This window comes from Streptomyces sp. cg40, from assembly GCF_050320165.1.
In the GTDB taxonomy this organism is placed as follows: domain Bacteria; phylum Actinomycetota; class Actinomycetes; order Streptomycetales; family Streptomycetaceae; genus Streptomyces; species Streptomyces hokutonensis.
This window is the reverse complement of the sequence record NZ_CP190128.1, coordinates 4,764,575-4,791,133: the sequence shown is the minus strand read 5'-3', so window position 1 is coordinate 4,791,133 and position 26,559 is coordinate 4,764,575. Positions and strand designations below refer to the sequence as shown.

Genomic DNA, 26,559 nt, shown 5'->3' with positions numbered 1-26,559 from the left:
GGGGGGAAGGTTCGTTTTGACCACGTCGCGGGAACGCCTGGTCCGGCGCAGGACTCGGGTCGGTGTCGTCGCCGGGCTGGTGCTGGCCCTCAATGCCACCCTGCTGCCCGGCGCCCTCGCGTTCGGCCCCGGTGATCCCCGTACGCCGGTCGAACTGGCGGACCTTCAGGAGACGGACGCCGTCCCGCTCGACGAGAAGTCGACCGACGACCTCGACGATCTCTCGGGCTCGGCGGCGACCGATCCGCAGAAGGCGTACGCGCCGGCCGCCGTCGCCGAGGTGCCCGCCGTCTCGGGCACCAAGGCCGTCGACACCGTGACCGCGGGCGGCACGACCGAGGTCGCGAAGTCGGCCGACGGCACGATGAGCATCGGTGTCGGCGCCCCCGACGGCGCCACCCCCGCGCAGGCCGACGCCCTCGAAGGCCAGTGGAGCGTCGCCGCCGCGACCGAGGCCGACGCCGTCGCGAACGGCGCCCAGGGCTTCATGCTCGCGGTCGACGCCCCCGACACCGCCACCGGCGACGCGGTCGTCACCATCGACGCCACCAGACTCGCCGAGACCTACAGCGCCCAGTGGCTCGACCGGCTCTCCTTCACGCTGATGCCGGCCTGCTACGCGACGACGCCCGAGGACGAGGCGTGCTCCACCGGCATCCCGGTGACCACCTCGGTCGAGCGCACCGGCGACACCGTCGACGTGACGCTGGACGCCGGTGACTCCTCGGGCTCCGAGGCGGACACCGGCGAGGACGGCGCCGCCGACGAGACGCACGGCTCCACCGACACCACCGTCGAGGTCCCCGAGACGCTGGTCGACATCACCCTGGACACCGCCGACCTCGCGTCGGTCTCGGCCGCCACGTCCACCGCGAACAGCGCGGTCGGCACGGACACGGGCCGGGTCGACTCCGCCGTCTGGCGCGGCGACAGGGCCGACAGCGTCCAGCAGATCGCCGGCTCCTCCGGAGGCGGCCTGCTCGTCGGCAGCTCCTACGGCGCGGGCGCCGGCGGCGACTTCTCCGCGAGCCCGATCGTGTCGGCGGGTTCCTGGACGGCGGGCGGTTCCTCCGGCGCCTTCACCTACGCGTACACGATGGCCGCCCCGCAGGTCCCGGCCGGCCCCACGCCCAACGTCACCCTCAGCTACAACTCCCAGACCTCCGACGGCCGTACGTCCGCCACCAACAACCAGGTCTCCTGGGTCGGCGAGGGCTGGGACTACAACCCCGGCTCCATCACCCGCACCTTCGTGGGCTGCGCCGCCGACACCGCCGACGCCAACAACAAGGACCACTTCACCGGCGACCAGTGCTGGGGCTCGTACAACGCGGTGCTCTCCCTCAACGGGACGACCACCGAGCTGGTGCGCGACGACACCACCAAGCAGTGGAAGGGCGCGCGCGGCGAGAACATGCGCGTCGAGCTGCTCACCGCGGCCGACTACAAGACCCTCACGGGGATCGACGGCTCCAACAACGGTGACAACAACGGGGAGTTCTGGCGCGTCACCACCGACGACGGCACCCAGTACTACTTCGGTCTGAACCGGCTCCCGGGCTGGACCTCGGGCAAGCCCGAGACCAAGTCGGTGCTGAACGTCCCGGTCGCCGGCAACCACTCCGAAGACCCCTGCTACGCCGCGAAGTTCGCCGACTCCTTCTGCGACCAGGGCTGGCGCTTCCAGCTCGACTACGTCGTGGACACCACGGGCAACGCGATGTCGCTGTGGTGGGAGAAGGAGAAGAACGCCTACGCGCGCGACATGAAGGAGGCCAAGGCGGTCGAGTACGACCGCGCCGGCTACCTCTCCCACATCGACTACGGCCAGCTCGCCACCAAGCTCTTCTCCCAGGAACCGCTCGGCCGGGTGAAGTTCAACGCCCAGGAGCGCTGCTTCGTCGACCCCGCGCTGAACGTGGCGTGCTCGGACGCCAACTTCGACTCCAAGCAGTCCGACCGGACCCGGCCCTGGTTCGACACCCCCGCCGACCTCGCCTGCGCGACCGGCAAGAAGTGCGGCACGTACGCCCCCACCTTCTTCTCGCGCAAGCGCCTCGCCTCGGTCGACGCCTGCACCCAGCGCGAGCAGGGCGTGACGCTGACCGAGTACTCCTCGGACGGCGACGGCAACGAGACCGGCCAGCGCAACGCCTGCGGTCTGGACGGCGACTCCACGACCACGACCGCGCTGTCGAAGGTCGACTCCTGGGGCCTGAAGCAGTCCTTCCCGTGGAACCTGACCGGTGAGTACACCGCGCTCTGGCTGGAGTCCATCGCCCGCACCGGCTACGCGGTGGACGGCTCCGTCGACGACCTCAACCCGGTGTCCTTCGGTCACAACCAGAACGCGCTGCCGAACCGCGTCAAGAACGGCTCCTCCGACACGTCCCCGCTGTTCGCGAGGCTGCGTATCCAGGACGTCGTCTCCGAGTACGGCGGCCGTACCCACGTCGACTACAAGGACCCCGAGGGCAAGTGCCTCACCGGCTCGGGCCGTCCGACGACCGACCGGAACCACTCCCTGTGCTACCCGGCGTACTGGCACGCCGACGGTGAGCTGGAGGACAAGCGGATCTCCTGGTTCCACAAGTATGTCGTCGGCAGGATCACCGAGTTCCCGCGTCTCGCCGACGCGAAGGACATCGTGACGACGTACACGTACGAGACCGACGACGACGCCGTCGACGGCGCGCTGTGGGCCAAGAGCCAGTCGGAGTTCTCCCGCCCCAAGAAGCGCACCTGGGACGACTTCCGCGGCTTCCCGCTCGTCACCACGACCACCGGCACCACGGACACCCCTGACGGCAGCGTCGCCTCCAAGTCCGTCACCCGCTACTTCCGCGGCATGGACGACGACGTCCTCGCCGACGACACCCCGGAGAAGTCGTCCGACGACGTCAAGCGCTCCGTCGTGACGACCGACGTCACCGGCGCGACCCTGGCCACCGACCGCAAGGCCTACGCCGGCATGGTCGCCGAGTCGCTCACCTACCCCGACGCGTCGGCCGACACCGCCGCTGGCTGGGTCGCCCGCACGGTCAACCACCCGGACGCCCCGGTCCGCCTGGCCACCCGCAACCGCGCCGACGGCCCGGACGTGACCTCCGAGCGCGTCACGCTCGGCAAGACCTCGACCATCTCCAAGGCCTCGGGCAAGGCCGCCGACAAGCTGACCCTGCACACGGTGACCTCCGAGACCGAGTACGACTCCACGTACGGTCTGCCGACCAAGGTCAAGGAGTACGGCGACACGGCCGTCTCCGGCGACGAGTCGTGCACCGCGACCTCGTACGTGCACAACACCTCGGGCACGAACTACCTCGTCGGCCTGGTCGCCCGGACCGTGACCACCACCGGCACCAGCACCTGTTCCACGGACCTGTCCGGCTCGACGGGCACCACCCTGGTCAGCGCCTCGCGCATGTTCTACGACGGCGCGACCTCGTCCACCGCCACACCCGCCAAGGGCCTGGTCACCAGGACGGAGGCGCCGACCGGCGCCGGCACCGGCTGGGAGACCACCAACCCCGAGTCGCGCACCGAGTACGACCCCACCGGCCGCGTCACGAAGGTCACCGACCCGACCGGGGTGTACAACACCACGACGTACACGCCGTCCGACGGTCAGGTCTACAAGATCGAGACGGTCACCGGGAACAAGGTCGTCGACGGCGCCCTGGTCGCGGGCTTCAAAGACACCACGTTCCTCGAACCCGGACGCGGCACGACCCTCAAGTCCACGGACGCCAACGACCGCACCGAGTCCTACGAGTACGACCCGCTCGGCCGCGCCGTCGCCGCCTGGGACGCCACCCAGACCGCCACCGACGACCCGACGGTCAGGTACACCTACAACACCGACCCGAACGAGCCGGTGTCGGTGGTGACACGGTCCCTGACCGACAACCCGAGCACCACGGCGGTCGACGGAACGTACGAGTCCTCCACCACGATCTACGACGGCCTGGGCCGCGAGCGCCAGACCCAGACCCCGGCCGTGGGCGGCGGCCGGCTGATCACCGACACGCTGCACAACAGCGCCGGCCAGGTCCGCTACACCCGCAACGCGTACTACATGGAGGGCGACCCGGGCACCGAACTGGTCGTCCCCGCCTCGGAGTCACTGGTCCCCAACGCGACCTCGTACACGTACGACGGCCTGGGCCGGGTCCTGACGGTCACGCCGGTGCACAACTCCTACCCGCAGACCGGTGAGAAGTTCACCAACGCGGGCAGCACGGTGACCACCACCGACCGCCGCACCCGCTACGAGTACGCCCTCGACTACACCGTCGTCCGCCAGCCCCAGGGCACGCCCGCCTCCCGGGTGTGGACCGACGCGCTGGGCCGCACGACCCGTCAGGACACCTTCTCCGACACCTCGCTGACCGAGACCGGCGCGATCACCACGTCGTACGACTACGACCTGCGCGGCGACATGGTGACCTCCACCGACGACGTCGGCAACACGCGGACATGGACGTACGACGCGCTGGGCCGGGTCACCGACACCACGGACCCGGACACCGGCGCGACGCACACCGACTACGACGCCTACGGCCGGGTGGACAAGGCGACCGACGCCCGCGGCCAGGTCGTCTCGTACACGTACGAGCGGCTGAACCGGGTGGAGCAGGTCAAGGTCACCCCGAAGGGCGCGACGACCTCCACCCTCGCGCAGACGTACGCCTACGACGGCGCGAGCGGCGGAAAGGGGCAGCTCGCCTCGGCTACCCGCTACACGGGCGGCACGGCGTACACGACGACGATCGGCGGCTACACCGCCGACTACCAGCCCACGGACATGACCGTGGCGCTGCCGCCCGGCTCGACGGCCGGCCTGACCGCCGACGGGTTCGCCACCCAGTACAAGTACACGTACAAGTACAACGACGACGGCCAGTTGGAGACGTACACGGCCCCGGCGGCCGGCGGTCTCGACGCCGAGGACGTGATCACCCGTTACAACGCGGCGGGCCTGCCGACCTCGGTCTCCGGCAAGGACTGGTACACGTCGGAGGCCTCCTACTCGCCGTACGGGCAGGTGCTGCGCTCCACGATCGGCGAGCAGGGCCACCGGCTGTGGCAGGAGAACACGTTCAACGAGTCGACCGGCGAGCTCTCGACGAGCAGGCTCGTCCGCGAGAGCGCGACGGACACGGCGGTCGTGCCGGGCAGCGAGGTCAGCAGGCGCTCGTACTCCTACGACGCGTCGGGCAACGTCCTGTCGGTCGCCGACCGCATGGGCACGACCACCGACCAGCAGTGCTTCACCTACGACACCCTCGGCCAGCTGAAGGAGGCGTGGACGACGCCGGGCGGCGGCGCCTGCGTGGCCGCGGGCAAGTCGACGGCCGAGCCCGTCTACTCCGACAACACGGTCAACGTCTCGTCCGGCAACGACGGTTACTGGCAGTCGTACGACTACGACGTGCTCGGCAACCGGACGAAGAAGACGGCCTACAAGGCCGACCCGACGTTCACCTCCGGGGCGCGCGACACCAAGGGCGACACGGTCACGGACTACGCCTACGGCACCAGCACCACCGCGAAGGACGCCCAGCCGCACACCCTGACCTCGTCCACCACGTCGTCCACGACCGCGGCGGGCGCGCAGGTCACCACCCGCTCGACGCAGACCTACGACGCCGCGGGCGAGATGGAGACCCGCTCCACCGGCGGCGACAGCGCGCAGACCATGACCTGGACGTGGGACGGCAAGGTCGAGTCCGTGACCGGCTTCGGCGCGGACGGTTCGGGCGCCTGGACCGGCGTCGGCGGCCTGTGCATGGACCTGTCGGGCGCCAACACGACGGCCGGCACGGCGATGCAGGTCTACGTCTGCAACGGCACCCGGTCGCAGCAACTGCGTCTGAAGGCCGCCGACACCAACAGCGACGGCACCGTCGAGGACGCCACGGTCGGTCAGCTGGTGGTGGGCGGACGCTGTGTCCAGCCGAACGGCACGGCGGCCGGTTCGGCGGTCCTGATCCAGGCCTGCGACAACGCGGCGACCGCACAGCGCTGGCAGACCCTGAGCACGGGCCAGATCAAGCACGTCTCGACGGGGCTGTGCCTCGCGGCACCGTCATCGACGGTCGGCACCGACCTCACGCTCGCCGCGTGCGCCTCGACGGTGGCGGGCCAGCTGTGGAAGCCCGCGTCGAAGACGACGTACGTCTACGACGCGATGGGCAACCGGCTGCTGGAACGCACGAGCGCGGGCGCGGTGCTCAACCTGCCCGACACGAAGGTGTCGTTGACGACGGCCGGGAAGGTCCGCTACGTCGAGCGGACGTACGCGGGCATCGGCGGCCCGTCGGTGACCCGCTTCCGCGAGGGCGCCGACAACACAGCGGGCGTCAGCGAGCAGGTGTACGCCCAGGCGACGGACCTCAACGGCACCCCGCTGGCGGAGGTCCGCCTGGACGGCGGGATGACGGTCCGGGTCACGAAGCGGGACCCGTGGGGCGAGGACCGTGCGGTGAGCACGACCGCGCGTTCCCACACCGGTTTCCACACGGGTGACGACGACGCGGAGACGGGCCTGACCCATATGGGCGCCCGCGAGTACGACTCGGCCACGGGCCGTTTCATCTCGGCGGACCCGGTCCTGGACGACAGCGACCCGCTCCAGGCGAACGGCTACTCCTACGCGAACAACAACCCGGTCACCTACGCGGACCCGTCCGGTCTGACGTCGTCGGCGTCGAGCTTCGACGCGTCGATCGCGGCGCTGGACGCGAAGATCGCCGCGTACCAGAAGACGCTGAGCCGTTCGATCGGCGATGTGATCCTGGCGACCGGCTGGGCCGTGTTCAAGGAGTTCATCGGCTGGAACGACGTGGTCGGCTGCTTCACCCAGGGCGACCTGTGGGCGTGCGGCAGCCTGCTGATGGACGCGATTCCCTGGACCAGCGTCTTCTCCAAGGGCAAGAAGATGTGGCGTGCCTTCAAGGGCACGATGAGCGCGGTCAAGGCGTTCAAGGCGGCCAAGCGCGCGGCCGAGGTCGGCATGAAGGCGGCCAAGGCCGCCAAGGTCGCCCTGATCAAGGCGAAGAAGGCGGCGGAGGCCGCGGCGGCCGAGGCCAAACGCAAGGCGAGAGAAGCGGCGAAACGCGCCGCGGAGGCGGTGCGCAAGAAATCCCACACGGGCTCCAAGGGCGCCAAGGGCAACCCGGTCCAGACGAAGGCCCGCGCCCAGGCCCAGTCCAAGGGCTCCAAGGGCGGCGGCAAGGCGGACGAGAAGTCCGGGGGGTCGCGGGACGGGTCGGGGAAGGAGAACTCCGGCAGCGAAGGCGGCGGCGATGCCGAGGGCGCGAGCTGCACGGCCAACAGCTTCACGCCCGACACCCAGGTCCTGATGGCCGACGGCTCCACCAAGAAGATCAAGGACGTCAAGGCGGGCGACAAGGTCCTGGCGACCGACCCGGCTACGGGCGAGACGGTGGCACAGACGGTCACCGCCGAGATCCTCGGCAAGGGCGTCAAGCACCTGGTGAAGGTCACCGTCGACACCGACGGCACGAAGGGCACGAAGACCGCTCAGGTCACCGCGACCGCCGGACACCCCTTCTGGGTCCCGGAGTTGAGCGACTGGATCGACGCGACCGACCTTCACGCGGGCGAGTGGCTGCGCACCAGCGCCGGCACGTACGTCCAGATCACGGCGGTCGAGCGGTGGACGGCGCTGGACGCGACTGTTCACAACCTGACCGTCGGCATGCTGCACACCTACTATGTGCTGGCGGGGGCTGCGCCGGTACTCGTACACAATTGTGGCGGTACGGAGGCTGGCGCACAACAATTGATGGATCGCGCCACTCAGCTTCAGTCAGAAGCTGGGTGGAGTGGAACGACAGCAGTGGTACGTGTCAGGAATATTGCCGATCCGAGTCGGGTCGAGACTTGGGTGGCAAGTAACAAGACGTACATGCCCACAGGTTGGAAAAAGAACAATTCCTTGAGGCCGGGAGAGATATTTGTACAACTCGAAGGGCACGCGGAGGAGTCCATAATCCAAGCTCTGGACGGAAAGTGGGACGTCATGGAGGGGGGTACGTCGACGGGCATCTGTTGGGGTAGGTGCACGCCCCTTCTCGGTAATCAAGGGGCTACGATTGGCGGCCCAGAGTTCAAGAGCAGTACGAGCAACTCTCCATGGAGGATGTTTTGGAAGCCGTAGAGGTTTCGTACGAGTCTTTGGCTAACCTGCTGGCGGATGCCGCGACGGATGCCGCGATCGTCTCAGGAGCCATGTGTATCTACAGGGTTCTTCCAGTCCTTTGTTGGCGAGCCCCTTCAGGCCTGTATGAATCTTTGACGAGGCCCGAAACGTGGTTCCCTGAGACGTTGCCAAATCGGATTCGGGAGGTTCTTGGGGCGCTACGTGAAGGTATCGACCCGGAGCGATCTGAAGATGCTCCTGAAGAAATCACTGAGATGTACTCAATGGCTTCCGAAATGGTCCTTCGCTTCTTCGTTGAAGGGGCGGAATTGCCTGACTGGTCGGATTGGTGCTCGACGCTCGGTCTTGACATTCATCAACAATTTGATTCTCTGTTGAGTGAGGGCAGTGAAACGGCGGCTGCTGTTTTCATTCCTGCGGGAACGATCCCCGACCTGAGCCCCCTGGAGGGTTTGGAGATCGGAGACCAGATCTCGACCCTGGTCCGGCTCGGCAGCTCTGATCCAGCAGTTCGGCAAAGCGTTCTTGAGATTGCTGAGCAGGGAAATGCCCGTACCCGAACAGTGCTGGAGCAGGTTACCCGGTTCATTTGATGCAAGTGAATCTGGGTGATCGAAGGTGTTTGGTCGTGGAATTATTGAACTCTTTGGATTGGCCATCTGGTGGGCAAATCTACATGCTAAATCTGCTACAAGACGTTCCCTGGCGAAGATACTTACAAGTTGATGCGTGATGTAATCGGAACTGAACACATTCCTATGGAAAGCAGGATTGAGAATCTTGTAGACGGGTAGCGGGATCGATGCTTTTGCGCCCTGGGGAGATTCAATGAGTATGATCGGTCGAGTTCGGATCCCTCCTTCTATGACGACCCCGTAGGCGAGTCATTGGAGATTTATGTGACGTCTCTCCAGCAGTCGACCCTGAATCTCTGGTCGAGGCTGCTGCCTGAATCGACGGCGATCGAGTTCGCCAACCGGAGTAGCCGCTCGGTTCAGACTGACGTGCTTGCGATGTCCGGAGTCTGGGCATTCGATCGCTACGGCGGTAAGCCGAACAGGGAGGCGGCGCAGATCTTGCCTAATTCGAGAGGTGACGGCCTGCCGGAGTGGATTGTCGTTCCGCCGTTTCGTCCGATAGTCGAACGGGGTGGGGAATTCTCCATCAGGGAAGATTTCGAACAAATCAGCCCAGCCTACCATGCTGTGCTCCAGTCCCTCAGGGCAGTTCGGACTGAATTTGGAGACTCGGCAAGCGTGGCACTGGATCTGCCAATGCTCGGAATGGATGATCCGCACGACGAATCGACCCCGGCTTCGGTGGCTCAAGCCATCGAGATATTTCTGAATGAATGAGATTATTCAGAGCCGTCGCTAATCATGCGCCATCTAGGGGTGGCGTACGGGCCGGTGCGGCGGAAGTCATTCTGCTCGCCGGCATCGTCAATACTCAGTTATTTGCGGTAATTCAAAGAGAAAGTGAACACGGTACATCGTGAACAGATCTGGCATACGTCACCCCCGCTTCCGTACCTCTGTCCTTGCCACCTCCACCTTGATGTCCCTCACCCTGCTCGCCGGCTGTGGTGACTCCGGCAGTGGTGACGCGGCCGACGGCGCGGATCCGTCGGCGTCTGCCGGTGCGCAGACGTCCACTGCTGCCGCCGCAGTGAAGCCGTTGACCGCCGCGGAGTTGGGCAAGGCGGCGCTGGCGAAGGCGGACGTGGCGGCGTACGAGGTGAAGGAGGCCACGAAGGCCGAGGTCGCTGCTGCGGATGCGGTGGAGGTGACCGGGGCCGGGTGTGAGCCGTTGGGGCGGGCGGTCGCGGGGGCGGCTGTGGGGGAGCCGGATGCGAAGGTGTCTCGGCGGGTGACAGGGAATGGTGCCGATGCGCTCAGTGCCGAGGAAGAGGCCGTCGACATCAACGTCGGCATGGTCGCCCTGGCGTCCTACGCCGGCTCGGACGAGGCCGGTGCCGCGCTGAAGTCGGTCTCCGACGCGGTGGCCGCCTGCGCGGGTGGGTTCCAGTGGACCGCGGCCGGTGAGCTGCTGAAGGCGAGCAAGGTGGAGGAGGAGAAGGCGCCCGCCGCCGGGGACGAGGCGGTCGCGTTCAGCGCCGTTACGCCCGTCGACGGTGTCTCCGCTCCGTGGAAGGTCGTCGTCTTCCGCAAGGGTGCCACTCTGGCCCACTTCGTCGTGAGCAACACGGGCTCCATGGTCTCCGGCAAGGACTTCACCTTCCCCGCAGACCTGGTGACCGCGCAGGCCGACAAGCTCACCTGAACCAAACCTGCCTCGCGCGATCAGCTCCTCGACGCGTGCGTCACGAACTCCGCCCAGGCCTCCGGCGTCAGCGCGAAACGGGGGCTGGTTTCGCGGTACTTGGAGTCACGGACGTGAATCGTGCCGGGGGTGGTGGCGAGCGCATCGAGGCCACCGACGAGGCGGTCACCCCCGCCCCAGCACCACCGTTCCCGACGAGCAGAACCACCCACCTGTACCCGAGGCGACCCCGAGGCGCGGCAACTCGCCATCACTCCCCGTCACTTGACGCGCCCCGGCCTCCCCCCGTAGCTGCCTGACCGCCTCCACCAGCAGAAACAGCCCCCGCATCCCAGGGTGTTGGGCCGACAGGCCGCCGCCGTCCGTGTTCACGGGGAGTTCGCCGCCCTCCACCCGCAGGCGTCCCTTCTCCACGAACGCGCCCCCTTCACCCTTCGCGCAGAAGCCCAGATCCTCCAGCGTCACCAGCGTCATGTAGGTGAACGCGTCGTAGATCTCCGCGAAGTCGATCTCCTCGGGGCGGACTCCGGCTCGTTCGAAGGCGAGTCGGCCGCTCACCGCCGCCGGGGAGACCGTGAAGTCGGGCCACTCGGACATCGCGGCGTGCGAGACGTGTTCTCCGGTGCCGAGGATCCAGACCGGTGCCGTACGGCAGTCTCGTACGTACGATTCCGCGGCCAGCAGTACCGCCGCTCCGCCGTCCGACCGTATGCAGCAGTGCAGTTTGGTGAAGGGGTCCGCGATCATCGGGCCGGAGAGGACCTCGTCCACGGTGATCGGGGTGCGGAACATCGCCTCGGGGTTCAGCGCGGCGTTGGCGCGGGCCTGGACCGCCACCTCCGCCAACTGCTCGACGGTCGTGCCGAATTCGAGCATGTGGCGGCGCGCGGCCATCGCGTACTTGGCGATCAGTGTGTGGCCGTAGGGGACCTCGAACTGGAGCGGGCCACGTGCGCCGAAGGAGAGGTTGCCGGTTCTGCGGCCCGCCTTGATGTCGGCGCGGGCCGTCGAGCCGTAGACCAACAGCACGGCGTTCGCGTGGCCCGCCGCTATCGCGTCCGCCGCGTGCGCCGCCATGACCTCCCAGGTGGAGCCGCCGACCGCCGTCGAGTCGACCCAGGTGGGGCGCAGGCCCAGGTATTCGGCCACCTCCACCGGCGGCAGCGTGCCCAGGCCCGCCGACGCGAAGCCGTCCACCACGGCACGGTCCAGGCCCGCGTCCGCCAGTGCGCGGCGGGCCGCCTGGGCGTGCAGGGCGTAGGGGGTCGTGTCGTCGACCCGCCCGCAGTCGGACAGTGCCACGCCCACCACGGCGACCTTGCGGCTCCCCGGTGTCATGAGGGGCCTCCTCCCTCTGTGCATATCGTGCCCGGACTCCTAATATGACGGACCGTCAGATCTGGAGGGAAGTGTCATGGACGCCAGCTTCACCGCCGAGCAGGACGAGATCCGCCGTACCCTCCGCGAACTGCTCCAAAAGCGGTGCGGTTCCCACGAGTTGCGTGCCGCCGTCGATACCCCCGCCGGACACGACCCCGCCCTCTGGACCGCCCTTGCCCAGCAGCTCGGCCTACCCGGACTCGCCCTCCCCGAGGCCTACGGCGGTGTCGGCTGCTCGGCGACCGAACTCGCCCTCGCGGCAGAGGAGACGGGCCGTTTCCTCGCCCCCTCCCCACTCCTCGCCACCGCCGTGCTCGTCGCGCCGCTGGTTCTGGAACTCGGCACCGAAGCCCAGCGCGCGAAACTGCTGCCCCGCATGGCCACTGGCACCCTGACCGCCGCTCTCGCCGTCCCCGGTCCCGCCCTCACCACCGCCCTGACCCTCACCGGCCCCAACGACGGGGAATGGGCCGGCGGCGGGCGTGCGGGCGGGGTGCAGGCCAGGCAACAGGGGGACGGTGCATGGCGGTTGTACGGGCAGGTCACGCAGGTGCTCGACGGGCACAGTGCCCAGCTGCTGCTCGTGGCCGCCCATGCCGGGGGGTTCGCCCGGTCGCGGACCCTGCTGTTTCTCGTGGCGGGGGACGCGGACGGGCTCGTACGGACCCGGCAGACCGCGCTCGACGCGACCCGGCCGCAGGCGCGCATCGAACTGCGGGACGTGGAAGCGGAGTTGCTGGGCGCCGACGACAGTCCGCGGCTGCTGCGGGAGCTTTCCGCGCTCGGTGACACCGTCGCCGCCGTGCTCGCCGCCGAGGCGGTCGGGGCCGCGGACCGGGCGTTGGAGCGGACCGTTCAACACGTCAAGCAGCGTGAGCAGTTCGGGCGGGCGATCGGGTCCTTCCAGGCGGTGAAGCACCGGCTGGCCGATGTGTATGTGCAGGTGCAGGCGGCCAAGTCGGCTGCCTACTACGCCGCTTGGGCCGTCGGCAACGGGGAACGGGTCGGTGGGATCGCCCTCGCGCAGGCGCTGGAGGCCCTGCGCGGGGCCGCCGCCGAAGGGATCCAGTTGCACGGGGGCATCGGGTTCACCTGGGAGCACGAGGCCCATCTCTATTTCAAGCGTGCCGCCGGTGACGAACTGCTCTTCGGGCCGGTGCACCGGCTGCGGGCGTACGCCGCCGAGGGTGCGCGTCTCTTCGAGAGCCGTGAGGTGACGGTGTGATCGGTGTGCGGCTGGTGCAGAAGGTTTCGTCGACGCCCGTGTTCGCTCGCGTCGCCCCGCATGTCATCCCCGCCCTCGACCGGGCGGTGCACCGGCTGACCCGCGGGAAGGTGCTGCTCAGTGCCCAGATGCTGCCGGGGGTGATCCTCACGGCGCGGGGTGCCAGGAGCGGGCAGCGGCGCAGTACTCCGCTCGCCTGTATGCCGGTTGAGGACGGGTGGATTCTGATCGGGTCCAACTTCGGGCGCACGGGTCATCCGGCCTGGACTCGCAACCTGATCGTCCATCCCGACGCGGAGATCAGCTGGAAGGGCACGGAAATCCCGGTCACCGCACGGCTGTTGGAGGGCGAGGAGCGGGCCGAGGTGTGGAAGGCGGCTCTCGTCTTCTGGCCGCCGTACGCCACGTATCAGGCGCGGGTGGACCGCGAGATCCGGCTGTTCCGGATCACACGCAGGGCAGGCGACGGTCCACCTGGGTGAACCGCCGCCCGCGAGACAGGACTTGGGACCTGGGAAGCGGGAACCGCTACTTCGTCGGCTTCTTGCCGGTCACGCCCAGGTGGACCAACAGCGCCAGGTTCGGCTTGAGTTCAGCCTGCTTGACGCCCCACGTCTGGAAACCCTTCTGGTGCGAGGCGACCGCCGCGAGCATCGCGACCAGTGAACCGGCGACCGCCGCCGGGTTCACGTCCTTGTCGACCCTGCCCTTGGCCTGCAACTCGGCGACCGCGTCCGAGAGGGAGTTGTTCACGGAGTTGAGGATCTTCATGCGGATCTTGTAGAAGCGTTTGTCGCCCTCGGCCGCTCCGAGGTCGACGACCCGCAGGATCGCGTCGTTCCGGCGCCAGAACTCCAGGAATCCGTCCACGAGTTCCTGGGAGGTCTGCCAGCCGGCCTTGCCGACCCATGACCGGCCGGTGAGCAGTTCGGTCAACTGCCCGCCCTCCGTGGCCATTTGCTCGGCGATTTCCAGGACGGCGCCTTCGACGTCCGGGAAGTACTGGTAGAAGGTCGCGGGTGAAGTCCCCGCCTTCCGGGCGACATCGATGACTTTGACGTCCCGGTAGGGGGAGGAGCTGAGCATCTCGCTTAGGCAGTCGAGCAGCTTCTGCCGGGTCGCCTGCCCACGCCGGCCGGCCACGCGGCCGTCGACGGTACGCACTTGTCCTGTCATGCCGTCAGCTTACCGAGGGGTGATCGGAGCGCGATTCGGCCGACTGCAAATGGGGTGCACGAGGGTCCAGAGGGTGGTGTGCCTGGTCTGCGGGGTGCGTGCGACGCCGTTACTTTGACGGTATGGCCGAAAACAGGGCATCCGCGTACGGAGAGGGCGTCCCCTGCTGGGTGGACGCGCAGCTGCCGGACCTGGCTGCGGGCAGGCGGTTCTACGGTGAGCTCTTCGGGTGGACCTTCGAGGAGGCGTACGGCGGCTCCGTATGGGCCCGCAAGGACGGTGAGGCGGTCGCGGCGCTCGCCCACAAGGCGGACGGGCGGCTGCCGACCGTGTGGACGGTGTACTTCGCGACGCCGGACGTGGTGCGGCTGACCGGGCGGATCCGGGACGCCGGCGGGCAGGTGTTCATGGCGCCGATGCCGGTGGGGGAGCTGGGTACGGCCGCGCTGGCCGCCGATCCGGAGGGTGCCGTCTTCGGGCTGTGGCAGGCGGCCCGGCACCCCGGTTTCGGGCTCCGGCACAAGGCGGGCACCTTCGGCTGGGCCGAGCTGTACGCCCGCGACACGGAGACCGCGAACACTTTCTACGGCGGACTTTTCACAGACGCCCTCTTCGGACCGGAGGCCGCCCCCGACTTCGGGCGGGCGCCCGTGTCCGACGTGTTCCCGGTGGAGATGCCGCCGCATTTCCTCGTTCACTTCCGGGTCGAGGACATCACCGCTGTTCTGGGGGCCGTGCAGCGGCTCGGCGGGCGCGTTCAGGTCCCGCCCTTCGAGACGTCGTACGGAAATGTGGCCGTCGTCACCGACAATCAAGGGGCGTCGTTCGCACTACAGCAACGCTGACACCTGGACGTTTGTCCGGAGATATGCCGAGACACCCCGATTAGTCGCCGGGTTCGCAACCTGTGGCCCGGCCAGGAAGAATCAGGGTGCGTGCCGCCATGGCGGTGCGGTGGTGAGACGCTGCACGGGGTCGCGTACATATGTGGGTGGCGTGGCCCGTACGGGGAGGTGGCAGGCAAGTGGTGGATCAGCTGACGCAGCACGATCCGCGGCGGATCGGGCCGTTCGAGGTGCTGGGACGGCTGGGCGCGGGCGGCATGGGGCTGGTCTATCTCGCGCGCTCGGCGTCCGGCCGGCGCGTGGCGATCAAGACCGTGCGGACGGAACTCGCCGAGGACCAGTTGTTCCGGGTCCGCTTCACGCGCGAGGTCGAGGCCGCGCGGGCCGTCTCCGGGTTCTACACCGCCGCCGTGGTCGACGCCGATCCCCGGGCGGCCGTGCCGTGGCTGGCCACCGCGTACGTTCCCGCGCCCTCCCTCGAAGAGATAGTGAACGAGTGCGGGCCGATGCCGGCCCAGGCGGTGCGCTGGCTCGCGGCGGGGGTCGCGGAGGCGCTTCAGTCCATTCACGGGGCGGGTCTCGTCCACCGCGACCTCAAACCGTCCAACGTGCTCGTGGTCGAGGACGGGCCCCGGGTCATCGACTTCGGTATCGCCTCCGGTGTGTCGAACACCCGTTTGACGATGACGAACGTGGCGGTCGGCACCCCCGCCTACATGTCCCCCGAGCAGGCCAAGGACTCCCGCAGCGTCACCGGCGCGAGCGACGTGTTCTCGCTCGGCTCGATGCTCGTGTTCGCCGCCACCGGACACCCCCCGTTCCACGGCGCCAACCCGGTCGAGACCGTCTTCATGCTGCTGCGCGAGGGCCCCGACCTCACCGGCCTCCCGGACGAACTGCGCCCCCTCATCGAGTCCTGTATGCAGATGGAGGCCACCGGCCGGCCGAATCCGGCCGACCTCCAGGCCCAGCTCGCGCCCCACCTCTTCGGCTCCGGCTCCGACGACAGCGGTACGGCCTCGGCCTGGCTGCCCGAGCGCGCGGTGACCCTGATCGAGACCCGGCGCGGCGGACGCCCGCCCGTGAAACCCACGCCCACCGCCGGCCGCAGCGGCGGTGGCCGCGTCGCCGTACCGCCGCCGCCCTCCCACGACCCCGTGGTGCCGGTCCCGGTCGGCGCCCCCGACACCGGGCCCGTACGGCTGGCCGGCGCGCCCGTGCCGATCGGCCCCGGCCCCCGGGTCGCCGACGCCCGCGCCGCCGCCGTGAAGGCACCCCCTCCGGAGGCCGGCCTCGTCGCCTCCTGGTCCCGTCCCCGGCCCGGCGTCAACGGCACCGACGCCGCCGTGGGACCCGCCGTACCAGCGCCGCCGCCGCTGCCCCCGGAGACCGCCTCCGGCTGGCGCCCGTGGCGGTTCCGCATGTCGAACGACGTCTGGGGCACCCCGACCGTCGCCGGCGACCTCGTCTACGTCACCTCCTTCGAGGTGCACGCCCTCGACGTGGGGACCGGCCGCCGCTCCTTCAAGACCCGCGACGTCGCCTGGTCGATGGCGGTCGCGGACGGCCGTATCCACGCCTCGGACGGCCCCACCCTCTTCGCCCTGGACGCCCGCGAGGGCGGTGACCTGTGGCGGCTGTCCACCGAGGCCTGGGTGTACTCCCTCAAGGCCGACCGCGGCACCGTCGTCACCGGGACGCGCGGCGGCGGGGTGCAGGCCTGGGAGGCGGCCACCGGGCAGCAGCTGTGGCAGCTGACCGGCGCGCAGACCGACTTCGAGTCCCCGGAGGCGGGCCCCGCGCTGCACGACGGCACGGTCTACGTCTGGCAGGACGCCCGCCTGCGCGCCCTCGACGCCCGGACGGGCGACGAGCGCTGGTCGTACCCGATCGGCGACGCGGCCTCCTGCGGGGGCGTACCCGTACGGGTCACCACCGCCCCGGACGGTCACGTCTACGTCGCCGCGGGCACCCGCGTCCTGTCCGTCGAGGCGTCGAGCGGCCGGGTCCGCTGGCACTTCGAGGCCCCCGCGGTCTTCCTCTGCGCCCCGACCTTCGCCCCCGGCCCGGCCGTCACCGGCGGCGGCGTCTACCTCGCCGACTACCTCGGCACGGTCTACGCCCTCGACGCCGCCGACGGCCGCGACCGCTGGCGCATCGCGACCGAACCGCGCGCCTCCATCGAACCCGTCCTGGTCGCCGCCGGACACGTCCACGTCGGCAGCGGCAAGGGCCTCTACACGCTCGACGCGGTCACCGGCACCCCCAAATGGCGCTTCCAGGCGGGCGGCGACATCGTCGGCGCCCCCGCCGTCGCCGAGGGCCGCATCCACTTCGGCTCCACCGACCACCTCCTCTACACCCTCAAGGCCGACGACGGCCGCCTCCGCTGGAAGCTCGCGACCGGCGGCGAGATCACCGGCGCACCCGTCGTCCGGGACGGCGTCGTGTACGCGTGCAGCAAGGACCGCTGCGTCTACGCCCTCGACGCGGAGAAGGGGACGGGCACCGCAAGGACCGCGTGAGCGGGGCCCGTTGGGATCGGTAGCATGAGCGGATGCAAACGCGGGGGCGCAGGCTCAGATTCACGGCAGTACTGGCACTGACGGTTCTCACCCTCACCGGCTTCTCCACCGGACGGCACCACAGCACCAGCCGGCACCGGAGCGGCGGCGGCGGTGGGGGCGGGTGCAGCAGTTCGAGCCAGGACCACGACACCTCGACGAACCGTCGGTCCAACTATCGTTCCACGCCTGCCGCTACGGCCTCCTCGGGCAGCGGCACCAGCAGCCTGCTGGACGGTACGGCGAAACTGGTGAGCTGTGCGACGGCGACCAGGCAGTACGCGACCGTCGAGGTCACCAACCCGAACGACCGCAAGGCCACCTTCTCCGTCGACGTCACCTTCGAGGACGCCCAGGACAACGAGGTCGACTACAACTACGCGGACGTCAAGGTGCCGGCCAACGGCAGGGCGACCGTGCGTGTGCGCTTCCTCGGCAGCTCCACTCCGGTGGACCACTGTGTCGTCGACCGCCGCGCCACAGCGGTGGGTTGACCCTCACCGGGTCCGGAAACCGCCGTTCCCACGGGCGGCGAACAACTCCGCCTGCCGTTCGGTCGGGAGATTGCCGAGGGCGATCAGCGGCGGCGCCTGCGCATAGGCCTGCGCCCGCGCCGCCTCCTTCGCCGCCCACAGCGCCCGTACGGTGCCCTGGACACCCTCGGTCGGATACCCGGCGATGACGGCCGCACAGGCCACGGCGGCCTCCAACGCCCCGCCGGGAGGCGCGAGTTCGGACACGAGCCCGATGTCGTGGGCGCGCTGCGCCGAGATCCGCTCCGCGGTCCCCATGAGCATCATCCGCGCCACCTCGCCGTACGGCATCCGGTGCGCCATCAGCACCGACTCGTAGGCGCTGACCATGCCGTAGGTGGTGTGCGGGTCGAAGAACACGGCGGTCGGATCGGCGACGACGAACTCGCTCTCGCCCAGCAGATAGAAGGCCCCGCCGCACGCCATCCCGGACACGGCGGAGATCACCGGCTTCCACAGGTCGTTGGCCTTCGGCCCGATGGTGAGCAGCGGATCGTCCTGCATGTAGGGCGAGTCGGGCTGCGGCACGACCGCGTCCCGGTCGAGTCCGGTGCAGAACGCCCGCTCCCCGGCCCCGGTGAGGACGACGGCCCGTACGGTGTCGTCGAACCGGAACTCCCGCCACACGGCGGCCAGTTCGGCGGCGGTGGCGAGGTCGACGGCGTTGAGTTTGTGCGGCCGGTCGAGGGTGACGACGGCGACCCCGGTGTCCTTGTCGGCGGCGATCCGCAGCGTCATGGCCGCTCCAGAACCCACTGCGGAAGCCCGTCCGCGTCGAACACGACCTGCACCCGCGCCCCGATCCGGATCCGGCCCGGGGAAAGGGAGTTGAGCGCGGCCCCGGCTTCGCTCACGAGATTCCCGACCAGCCGGATCCGCGGCGCGTCGACCAGCTCCACGACGATCACGTTGTACGGCGCGACGGCCGCGTAGTCGGGCAGCAGCGGCGGATGCGGGAAGACGTACGACCAGACCCGCCCCCGCCCGCTCACCTGCCGCCACTCGCTCTCGAAGGACTGGCAGTGGGGGCAGCAGGGGCGGGGCGGGAAGCGGGGTTCGTCGCAGTCGGCGCAGGTCTGGACGCGGAGTTCGCCGGCGCGGGCGTACTGCCAGAAGGGGGCGCCGTCGGTGTCGGTGACGGGGGAGAGCATGGCGCTCAACTCCTCAGTAGCAGGGCGGAGGTGGGGACGCCCTCGCCCGCCGTCACCAGGCAGGTGGCGGCGTCCGGGACCTGGGCGGTGCTGGTGCCGCGCAACTGCCGTACGCCCTCGTTGATCAGGTTGAAGCCGTGGACGTACGCCTCGGAGAGCCCGCCGCCGCCGGTGTTGAGGGGCAGCCGCCCGCCGATCTCCAGGGCGCCCCCTTCCGTGAACGCCCCGCCCTCGCCCCGCCCGCAGAAGCCGTAGCCCTCCAGGGAGAGCGGGACGAGGGCGGTGAACGCGTCGTAGATCTGGGCGACATCGACGTCCTGCGGGGTGAAGTCGGCGTGTTTCCACAGGTGTCGGGCGGCGGTCCAGGCGGGTCCGGTGAGGGGGTCGTCGTTCCAGTAGTTGACCATGCCGTGGTGCTGGGCGGGGAGGCCCTGGGCGGCGGAGTGGACGTAGACCGGGGAGCGCCGGCAGTCCCGGGCGCGTTCGCGTGAGACGACGACACAGGCCAACGCCCCGTCCGTCTCAAGACAGTTGTCGAAGAGGCAGAGGGGTTCGCTGATCCAGCGGGAGGTCATGTACATCTCGCGGGTGAGCGGGCGGTCGTACATGATCGCGGCGGGGTTCTGGTTGGCGCGGTTGCGGCAGGCGAGGGCGACGTTGAAGAGGTGGTCGCGGGTGGCGCCGTACTCGTACATGTAGCGGCGGGTGAGCATGGCTATCTCGTCGGCCGGCCGGAGGAGTCCGAAAGGGCGGGTCCACTGGGCGGGGGTGGGGAGTTGGCGGTCGGTGTTGGTCCAAGGTCTCGCCCCGCTGCCCCTCTTTCGCGACCGCCAGGCGACCCCCACCGTCGCCTGCCCGGCGGCGATGGCGGTGGCGAGATGGGCGACGGTCGCACAGGAACCGCCGCCGCCGTACCCGATCTTGCTGAAGAAGGTCAGGTCCCCGAAGCCGACCGCCTTCGCCAGCTCGACCTCGTCGGTCTCCTCCATGGTGTAGGAGGCGAGGGCGTCGACCTCGCCCGGGGCGATGCCCGCGTCGTCGAGGGCGGCGAGTACGGCACGACAGGCCAGGGTCCGTTCGTCCTCGGGGAGTCGCTTGGCGAAGGAGGTCTGTCCGATGCCGACGATCGCGGTCGCGTCCTTCAGTCCGGCCATGCGCTGTCCGGCCATTCTCCGTGCACCTCCGCGTGACACCGGGGCAGCTGACAGGGCGTCAGGCTACAGCTAATCTGACGGTCAGTCAGCTACCGGGTACAGGGAGGCCGTTCATGCGCGGAGACGAGGAGTGGGGCAGCATCCCGGGCCTGGTCCGGTCGGCCGCGGAACGGTACGCGGACGCCGAGGCGGTGGTCGAGGGCCGAACGCGTGTCTCCTACGCCGAGTTGGGCGCCCGGGTGGAACGCGCGGCGGCGGCCTGCCTCGCCGCCGGTGTCGAGGTCGGCGACCGGGTCGGCATCTGGGCGCCGAACTCGCTGGACTGGATCGTCTCGGCGCTGGGCGCGGTGTCGGCGGGTGCGGTACTGGTGCCGCTGAACACGCGCTTCAAGGGGACCGAGGCGGCGTACGTACTGCGCGGCAGCGGGGCGCGGCTGTTGTTCGTGACCGGGACGTTCCTGGGGACGTCGTACGTGGCGTCGCTGCGTCGGGCGGCGGGGGAGGGGCAGGGGCAGGGGACGGGCGAGGGCCCGTTGCCCGGACTCCCGGCGCTGGAGCAGGTGGTGGTCCTGGCCGACGACGCGCCGGCCGACTTCCGCACCTGGAAGGACTTCCTGGCGGGCGGGGAGGGGGTGGGCGAGGCGGAAGTGCGGGCGCGGGAAGGTGAGTTGGACGGCTCGACGGTCTCGGACATCATCTTCACGTCGGGCACGACGGGCCGTCCGAAGGGCGCGGTGATCACCCACGCGCAGACGCTCCGCGGCTACGAGATCTGGAGCGACCTGGCGGGACTGCGGCAGGGCGACCGCTATCTGATCGTCAACCCGCTCTTCCACACCTTCGGCTACAAGGCGGGCGTGATCGCCTGTCTGATGCGGGGCGCGACGATGATCCCGCAGCCGGTGTTCAACGTGGACACGGTGCTGGCGAACATCGCGGCCGAGCGGGTGTCGGTCCTCCCCGGCCCGCCCACCCTCCACCAGTCCCTCCTCGACCACCCGGCCCGGGACGCGCACGACCTCTCCGCGCTGCGGCTCGTGGTCACGGGCGCGGCGGTGGTGCCGTTGCGGCTGGTGGAGCGGTTGCGGGGCGAACTGGGCGTGGGCACGGTCCTCACGGCGTACGGCCTCTCGGAGGCCAGCGGCATCGTCACGATGTGCCGGCGCGGGGACGATCCGTCGGTGATCGCGTCGACGTCGGGCCGGGCGATCCCGGGCACGGAGGTCCGCGTGGAGGCGCCGCTCGGCTCCCCGGGCGAGGTCCTGGTCCGCGGCTTCAACGTGATGCGCGGCTACTACGAGGACCCGGTGGCGACGGCGGAGGTCCTGGGCGAGGACGGCTGGCTGCACACGGGCGACGTGGGCGTCCTGGACGCCGACGGCAACCTCCGCATCACCGACCGGATCAAGGACATGTTCATCGTCGGCGGCTTCAACGCGTACCCGGCGGAGATAGAGCAGCTGCTGGGCCTGCATCCCGATGTGTCCGACGTGGCGGTGATCGGCGTACCGGACGCGCGGCTGGGGGAGGTCGGCAAGGCGTATGTGGTGCGGCGGGCGGGGGTGACCCTGACCGGCGACGACCTGATCGCCTGGGCCCGGCGCGAGATGGCGAACTACAAGGTGCCGAGGGTCGTGGAGTTCGTGGGGGAGCTGCCTCGGAACGCGAGCGGGAAGGTGGTGAAGGGGGAGTTGCGGGGGTCGTGACCCGTCGTAACGCGCGGTATGGTGATTGGTATGGCAACGAAGAAGTACACCGTCACGCTGCCGGAAGAGCTTGCCGAGGAGATTCGGCGGGAGGTCGGGAGCGGGGGGTTCAGCGCGTATGTCACCAAGGCCATCGAGCGTCAGCACGAGCGGGATCGGCTGGGGGAGCTGGTCGCGTGGATGCAGGAGGAGAGTGGTGGGCCGCTCGCCCCGGAGGAACTGGCGGCGGCGGAGGCCGAGCTGGGCGATGTCGAACGCCAGCTCGACGGGCCTGCCGCGTCCGGTCACCACGAGCTTCCGTTGGCGGGCTGAGTGGCACTCGACTGCTTGGTGCTGGACAGTGACGGCCTGTCACGGGCGGCGCTGCGGGATCGCGGGATGACGGCTCTGCTGGCGGCCGCTCACAAGAAGGGTCTTCGGGTGGTGACCAGTTCGATGACCCTGATCGAGGCCTACCACAGCCAGGTCCGTCGTGAGGCCTGGAGCTGGGTGACGTCCCGCATTGTCGTGGAACCCGTGACACGGGAGGTCGCCGACGCCGCGATCAGCCTTCTCAAGGACACCGGCCTGCACGGCCACAAATACGCCATCGACGCAGCCCTCGCGGTCATCGCCGGGCGCCAGCCGGGTGGTGTCGCGCTGTACACGTCCGACGTGGACGACATACGGAAACTGTGCCCGCCACGCGTGGCCGTCAGAGGCCTGTAGGACCCCGGTCCCGGTCCCCGGACACACATCGGCCGCGACGGCTCCCCCTCGGTGCCGTTGCGGCCGATCCCCCGTGCAGCTGAGCCGGTCAGACCGGCTCGTCGGTGGCGTGCACGTTGTCCGTCGTCGCGTCGCCGTCCTCGGCGAGTACCGCGGTGAGCGGCTCACCCGTGGCGTGGACGTTCTTCACGGTGACGGGCCCGATCGTGGCGTGGACGTTGTCCGGGGTCACGGTGGTCGGCTCGTCCGTGGCGTGGACGTTGTCGGTGCTGTTGTCGTCGCTCATGAAACTGGCTCCCCTGTTACGTGCGGTGATTGGGCGGGATCCGCCCGGCAACTCCCCCGAGGATCGCCGGACGGATCCGTAGGGGCCGGACCACCATAGATGCCCGGCCACCAGCCGTTCCGTCTGCCCCCCGACGCGACGGCCCGGCACATCCGAGAGTGTCGAACCGCGATAAACGAACGATGAACGCCCCTGCCGACGAGAAGCGGCTCCGTCGGCGTCAGGCCGCCGCTGTCGGTGTCAAAAGGCCCCTGACCTGGTCCGCTTCCGGCGCCCCCAGCGTCTCGAAGATGTCGAGGGCCTCACGCCAGCACACCTGGGCACGGCCGAGCTGGCCGATGCCGTCGAGGCCGCGTCCGAGCACGGTGAGGACGTTGCCCCGCCGCCACTCGCCGCCGATACCGCGCAGGAGCGTCAGGGCGGCCTCGGCGTTGACCGCGGCCTGTGCCGGACGGCGTGCCGCCAGGTCGAGTTCGGCGAGCCGGAACAGGGTCATGCCTTCCCAAAGGCGCTGGCGGCTGTCCTGGAACACCTGGAGGGCCTGGTTGAGGCACTCGGTCGCCTCGGCCAGCTGGCCGCTCTGGGTGAGGGCGAGTCCCAGGGCGTACCGGCCGTTGGCGCCCCTAAGATCGTGCCCCATGTCGTCGTACATCGCCGTGCCCTGCTGGGCCAGCGCCACCGCGCTCGCCGTCCGCGAAGTGGCCAGGTGGAGGCGCGAGAGATTGCACAGGGCGCTGGCCTCGCCGGGGCGGTCGCCGAGGGCGCGGAAGCTCTCGATGGCCCGGGTGAAGTGGGCGGCACCCTCTTCGTGCCGTTTCTGGTACAGCGAGACGACACCGCTGATGTTGGAGGACCAGCAGCCGGTGAGCGGATCGTCGACCGCCGTGGCCAACTCCGTTGCCTGCTCGGCCTCCTGGAGCGCCACGTCGAACCGGCTGCCGGAGATGTGGTGCACGAAGGCGAGCAACGTCAGCGCACGTGCCTCCGTACGCGAATCCCCCGCCTCCCGCGCCGTGTTGCGCAGCAGCACGGCGACCGCCTCGTACTCCTTGGAGTTGGTGCCGGACTCCGCGAGGTCGATCGCCGCCCACAGGACGTCGACCGCGCGGCGCAGCGTGCCCGGACGGGCGGCCTGGCGGACACAGGCGAGCAGACAGATTGCTTCGGCGTACAGCCAGTCCTGCGCCGCGTGCCGGTCCGCGAACACCAGCCCCGGGTACGCGCTGGGCTCCAGATGGTCCACCAGCCGGTCCCCGGGCCGTTCGATCAGATAGACGCCCGAGACGGTGGCCAAGTAGAAGTCCAGCAACCGCGAGAGCGCCGCCCCCCGCTCACTCGGCGGCGACTCGTCCCGCTCCGCGCAAGCACGCGCGTAGAGCCGCACCAGGTCGTGGTAGCGATACCGCCCCGGAGCCGCCGACTCCACCAGGGACGTGTCGACGAGGGACTCAAGGAGGTCCTCGGTCTCCTCAACCGGCAGGTCCAGTACGGCCGCTGCCGCGGCGAGGGAGATGTCCGGGCCGTCCGCCAGCCCCAGCAGCCGGAACGCCCGTGCCTGCGCCGGCTCCAACTGGCCGTAGCCCAGCTCGAAGGTGGCCTTCACGGCGAGGTCGCCGGCCTGGAGCTCGTCCAACCGGCGGCGCTCGTCCGCGAGTTTCGCCGCGAGGACCGAGACCGTCCAGGTGCGGCGGGCCGCGAGCCGGGAGGCCGCGATGCGGATCGCGAGCGGCAGGAAGCCGCAGGCCGCGACCACGTCCAGGGCCGACTCCCGTTCGGCGGCGACTCGTTCGGTGCCCACGATCTTTGTGAAGAGCTGGAGGGCCTCTTCAGGGGACATCACATCGAGGTCTATGAGATGGGCCCCCGCCAGATCCACCATCCGCACCCGCGAAGTCACCAGCGCCGCGCAGCCCTCCGTCCCCGGCAGCAACGGCCTCACCTGTGCCGCGTCCCGCGCGTTGTCCAGCAGGACCAGCACGCGGCGGCCGTCCAGCACCGACCGGTACAGCGCGGACCGTTCCTCCAGCGAGTCCGGTATCGCGGAGTCCGCCGTACCCAACGCCCGCAGGAACGCGCCGAGTACGGTCTCGGGTTCCGCCGAGCGGGAGCGCGCGCCCTGGAGGTCGACGTACAACTGGCCGTCGGGGAAGGCGGACCGGGCCTGGTGGGCGACATGCACGGCGAGGGTCGTCTTGCCTACGCCGCCGATGCCCGCCAGTGCCGACACCGCCATGACGCGGCCCTCGGCCGAGGCCAGGACCTCGCTCAGTTCGGACACGAAGGACGCGCGGCCGGTGAAGTCCGGGACCGTCGCCGGGAGTTGGTGGGGGCGGACCGGTGCGGGCGCGGTCTCCGGCGCCGGGGCGGACGGTTCCGCGAGGCCGGGGTCGGCCTGGAGGATGCGCTGCTGGAGTTCGCGCAGGCCCGGGCGCGGGTCCACGCCGAGCTCGTCGGCGAGCAGGCGCCGGGTGTCGGCGTACACGGCCAACGCCTCGGCCTGGCGGCCGGAGCGGTACAGCGCGAGCATCAGCAGCTCACGGAGGCGTTCGCGCAGCGGGTGCGCGGCCGTGAGGGCCGTCAACTCGCTTACGGCCTCGGCGTGGCAGCCCTGCTCCAGGTCCATGTCGAGCCGGGATTCGAGGAGTTGGAGCCGCCACTCCTCCAACCGGACGCGCTGCGCCTCCGCGTAGGGGCCGGGCACGCCCGCAAGCGCTTCCCCGTCCCACAGGGCGAGCGCGCGGCCCAGCAGGTCCCGTGCGTGGCACAGATCACCCGCCGACTTCGCCTTCTCCGCCTCCATCGCCAGGTCCTGCGCCACCGCCGCGTCCAACGCGCCCTCGGGCAGGCCCCGTACGGCGTACCCGCCCGACTCGCTGACCAGCACCCCGGCGTCCAGCGCCTTGCGCAGCCGCGACGCGTACGTCCGCACCGCGGCCAGCGCCTGCGAGGGCGGTTCCTCGCCCCACAGGGCGTCGATCAGCTCGGCGGCGGTCGCCGTGCGGCCCTCGCGCAGCAACAGCGCGGCCAGCAGGGCGCGTTGCTGCGGCGAGCCGGTGGCGAGGGTGTCGGGGCCCCGCCAGGCGCGTACCGGACCGAGCACGCTGAAGCGCAGCGCCGTCGACTCCTCCGAGTCGGAGTCGGGGCGCCGCTGCTCCGGTACTCGCGGTCCACCATCCATCGCCGTTCCCCCTAGGCATGCCTGATAACTACGACAGTTTGCCTTGTCGGCGGCGGTCGCGTCAGCACTCGGAGACAGCGCTCACACGTCGCCGCGCGGGATATCACAAGCCCCTCACACGGCCCGCGCACAGTTCCGCACAGAACCGAGCACCCCGAACCCGGATCCAGCTAGCTGAC

Annotated in this window: 20 protein-coding genes; 12 read left to right on the top strand and 8 right to left on the bottom strand. The window is 69.8% G+C overall.

Annotation, left to right across the window (positions count from 1 at the left end):
• Positions 1 to 16 precede the first annotated feature (16 nt).
• The 4 genes from ACQHII_RS21060 (at position 17) to ACQHII_RS21045 (ending at position 10,474) form a co-directional block, all read left to right on the top strand.
• Entirely contained in the window at positions 17 to 8,188 is an 8,172-nt protein-coding gene (locus ACQHII_RS21060) for a ricin-type beta-trefoil lectin domain protein (protein ID WP_427920756.1), read from the top strand.
• The gene (locus ACQHII_RS21055; protein ID WP_427920755.1) at positions 8,164 to 8,784 is read left to right on the top strand and encodes a hypothetical protein; all 621 of its coding nucleotides are present in this window, start codon (positions 8,164 to 8,166) and stop codon (positions 8,782 to 8,784) included. Before ACQHII_RS21060 ends, ACQHII_RS21055 begins: the two co-directional genes overlap by 25 nt.
• 306 nt (positions 8,785 to 9,090) lie before the next feature.
• Positions 9,091 to 9,546, top strand: coding sequence for a hypothetical protein (locus tag ACQHII_RS21050; protein WP_427920754.1), 456 nt, complete (start codon positions 9,091 to 9,093; stop codon positions 9,544 to 9,546).
• A gap of 202 nt (positions 9,547 to 9,748) precedes the next feature.
• Positions 9,749 to 10,474 carry a hypothetical protein gene (locus tag ACQHII_RS21045; protein ID WP_427920753.1) on the top strand — a complete coding sequence of 242 codons (726 nt, stop codon included), beginning with the start codon at positions 9,749 to 9,751 and terminating at the stop codon, positions 10,472 to 10,474.
• A 20-nt stretch (positions 10,475 to 10,494) separates the two neighbouring features.
• On the opposite strand, the gene ACQHII_RS21040 is transcribed toward ACQHII_RS21045, so the two are convergent.
• Complete coding sequence (locus ACQHII_RS21040) at positions 10,495 to 10,725, bottom strand: DUF397 domain-containing protein (RefSeq protein WP_427920752.1); 231 nt, start codon at positions 10,723 to 10,725, stop codon at positions 10,495 to 10,497.
• Positions 10,640 to 11,812, bottom strand: a complete 1,173-nt coding sequence (locus tag ACQHII_RS21035; RefSeq protein WP_427920751.1) for a thiolase C-terminal domain-containing protein — start codon at positions 11,810 to 11,812, stop codon at positions 10,640 to 10,642. The genes ACQHII_RS21040 and ACQHII_RS21035 overlap by 86 nt, the downstream gene beginning before the upstream one ends.
• Positions 11,813 to 11,888: 76 nt before the next feature.
• Between ACQHII_RS21035 and ACQHII_RS21030 the strand changes: the two genes are divergently transcribed.
• Positions 11,889 to 13,079, top strand: coding sequence for an acyl-CoA dehydrogenase family protein (locus ACQHII_RS21030; protein WP_427920750.1), 1,191 nt, complete (start codon positions 11,889 to 11,891; stop codon positions 13,077 to 13,079).
• A complete protein-coding gene (locus ACQHII_RS21025; protein ID WP_427920749.1) occupies positions 13,076 to 13,561 on the top strand; it encodes a nitroreductase family deazaflavin-dependent oxidoreductase in 486 nt (161 codons plus the stop codon). The genes ACQHII_RS21030 and ACQHII_RS21025 overlap by 4 nt, the downstream gene beginning before the upstream one ends.
• Positions 13,562 to 13,607: 46 nt before the next feature.
• On the opposite strand, the gene ACQHII_RS21020 is transcribed toward ACQHII_RS21025, so the two are convergent.
• Positions 13,608 to 14,243 (bottom strand): TetR family transcriptional regulator, encoded by a 636-nt coding sequence (locus ACQHII_RS21020; protein ID WP_427925378.1) that lies wholly within the window; start codon positions 14,241 to 14,243, stop codon positions 13,608 to 13,610.
• A gap of 134 nt (positions 14,244 to 14,377) precedes the next feature.
• Here ACQHII_RS21020 and ACQHII_RS21015 point away from each other — a divergent pair, with 134 nt between their 5' ends.
• The 3 genes from ACQHII_RS21015 (at position 14,378) to ACQHII_RS21005 (ending at position 18,158) form a co-directional block, all read left to right on the top strand.
• The gene (locus ACQHII_RS21015) at positions 14,378 to 15,100 is read left to right on the top strand and encodes a VOC family protein (protein WP_427920748.1); all 723 of its coding nucleotides are present in this window, start codon (positions 14,378 to 14,380) and stop codon (positions 15,098 to 15,100) included.
• Between the two features lie 179 nt (positions 15,101 to 15,279).
• On the top strand, positions 15,280 to 17,625 hold the full coding sequence (locus ACQHII_RS21010) for a PQQ-binding-like beta-propeller repeat protein (RefSeq protein WP_427920747.1): 2,346 nt from the start codon (positions 15,280 to 15,282) through the stop codon (positions 17,623 to 17,625).
• A 32-nt stretch (positions 17,626 to 17,657) separates the two neighbouring features.
• On the top strand, positions 17,658 to 18,158 hold the full coding sequence (locus ACQHII_RS21005; protein WP_427920746.1) for a hypothetical protein: 501 nt from the start codon (positions 17,658 to 17,660) through the stop codon (positions 18,156 to 18,158).
• A gap of 3 nt (positions 18,159 to 18,161) precedes the next feature.
• On the opposite strand, the gene ACQHII_RS21000 is transcribed toward ACQHII_RS21005, so the two are convergent.
• The 3 genes from ACQHII_RS21000 to ACQHII_RS20990 are packed head-to-tail and all read right to left on the bottom strand — an operon-like array spanning position 18,162 to position 20,502.
• The gene (locus tag ACQHII_RS21000; RefSeq protein ID WP_427920745.1) at positions 18,162 to 18,935 is read right to left on the bottom strand and encodes an enoyl-CoA hydratase/isomerase family protein; all 774 of its coding nucleotides are present in this window, start codon (positions 18,933 to 18,935) and stop codon (positions 18,162 to 18,164) included.
• Complete coding sequence (locus ACQHII_RS20995; RefSeq protein ID WP_427920744.1) at positions 18,932 to 19,348, bottom strand: Zn-ribbon domain-containing OB-fold protein; 417 nt, start codon at positions 19,346 to 19,348, stop codon at positions 18,932 to 18,934. The genes ACQHII_RS21000 and ACQHII_RS20995 overlap by 4 nt, the downstream gene beginning before the upstream one ends.
• 5 nt (positions 19,349 to 19,353) lie before the next feature.
• Entirely contained in the window at positions 19,354 to 20,502 is a 1,149-nt protein-coding gene (locus ACQHII_RS20990; RefSeq protein WP_427925377.1) for a lipid-transfer protein, read from the bottom strand.
• Between the two features lie 113 nt (positions 20,503 to 20,615).
• Between ACQHII_RS20990 and ACQHII_RS20985 the strand changes: the two genes are divergently transcribed.
• The 3 genes from ACQHII_RS20985 to ACQHII_RS20975 all read left to right on the top strand — a co-directional run bounded on the left by ACQHII_RS20985 (position 20,616) and on the right by ACQHII_RS20975 (position 22,916).
• Positions 20,616 to 22,208 (top strand): FadD3 family acyl-CoA ligase, encoded by a 1,593-nt coding sequence (locus tag ACQHII_RS20985; RefSeq protein WP_427920743.1) that lies wholly within the window; start codon positions 20,616 to 20,618, stop codon positions 22,206 to 22,208.
• A gap of 30 nt (positions 22,209 to 22,238) precedes the next feature.
• Positions 22,239 to 22,520 carry a hypothetical protein gene (locus tag ACQHII_RS20980; protein WP_427920742.1) on the top strand — a complete coding sequence of 94 codons (282 nt, stop codon included), beginning with the start codon at positions 22,239 to 22,241 and terminating at the stop codon, positions 22,518 to 22,520.
• Between the two features lie 66 nt (positions 22,521 to 22,586).
• Entirely contained in the window at positions 22,587 to 22,916 is a 330-nt protein-coding gene (locus ACQHII_RS20975) for a hypothetical protein (protein ID WP_427920741.1), read from the top strand.
• 88 nt (positions 22,917 to 23,004) lie between these two features.
• On the opposite strand, the gene ACQHII_RS20970 is transcribed toward ACQHII_RS20975, so the two are convergent.
• Entirely contained in the window at positions 23,005 to 23,202 is a 198-nt protein-coding gene (locus ACQHII_RS20970; RefSeq protein WP_427920740.1) for a hypothetical protein, read from the bottom strand.
• 220 nt (positions 23,203 to 23,422) lie between these two features.
• Positions 23,423 to 26,380, bottom strand: coding sequence for a BTAD domain-containing putative transcriptional regulator (locus ACQHII_RS20965; RefSeq protein WP_427920739.1), 2,958 nt, complete (start codon positions 26,378 to 26,380; stop codon positions 23,423 to 23,425).
• Between the last annotated feature and the right edge of the window lie 179 nt (positions 26,381 to 26,559).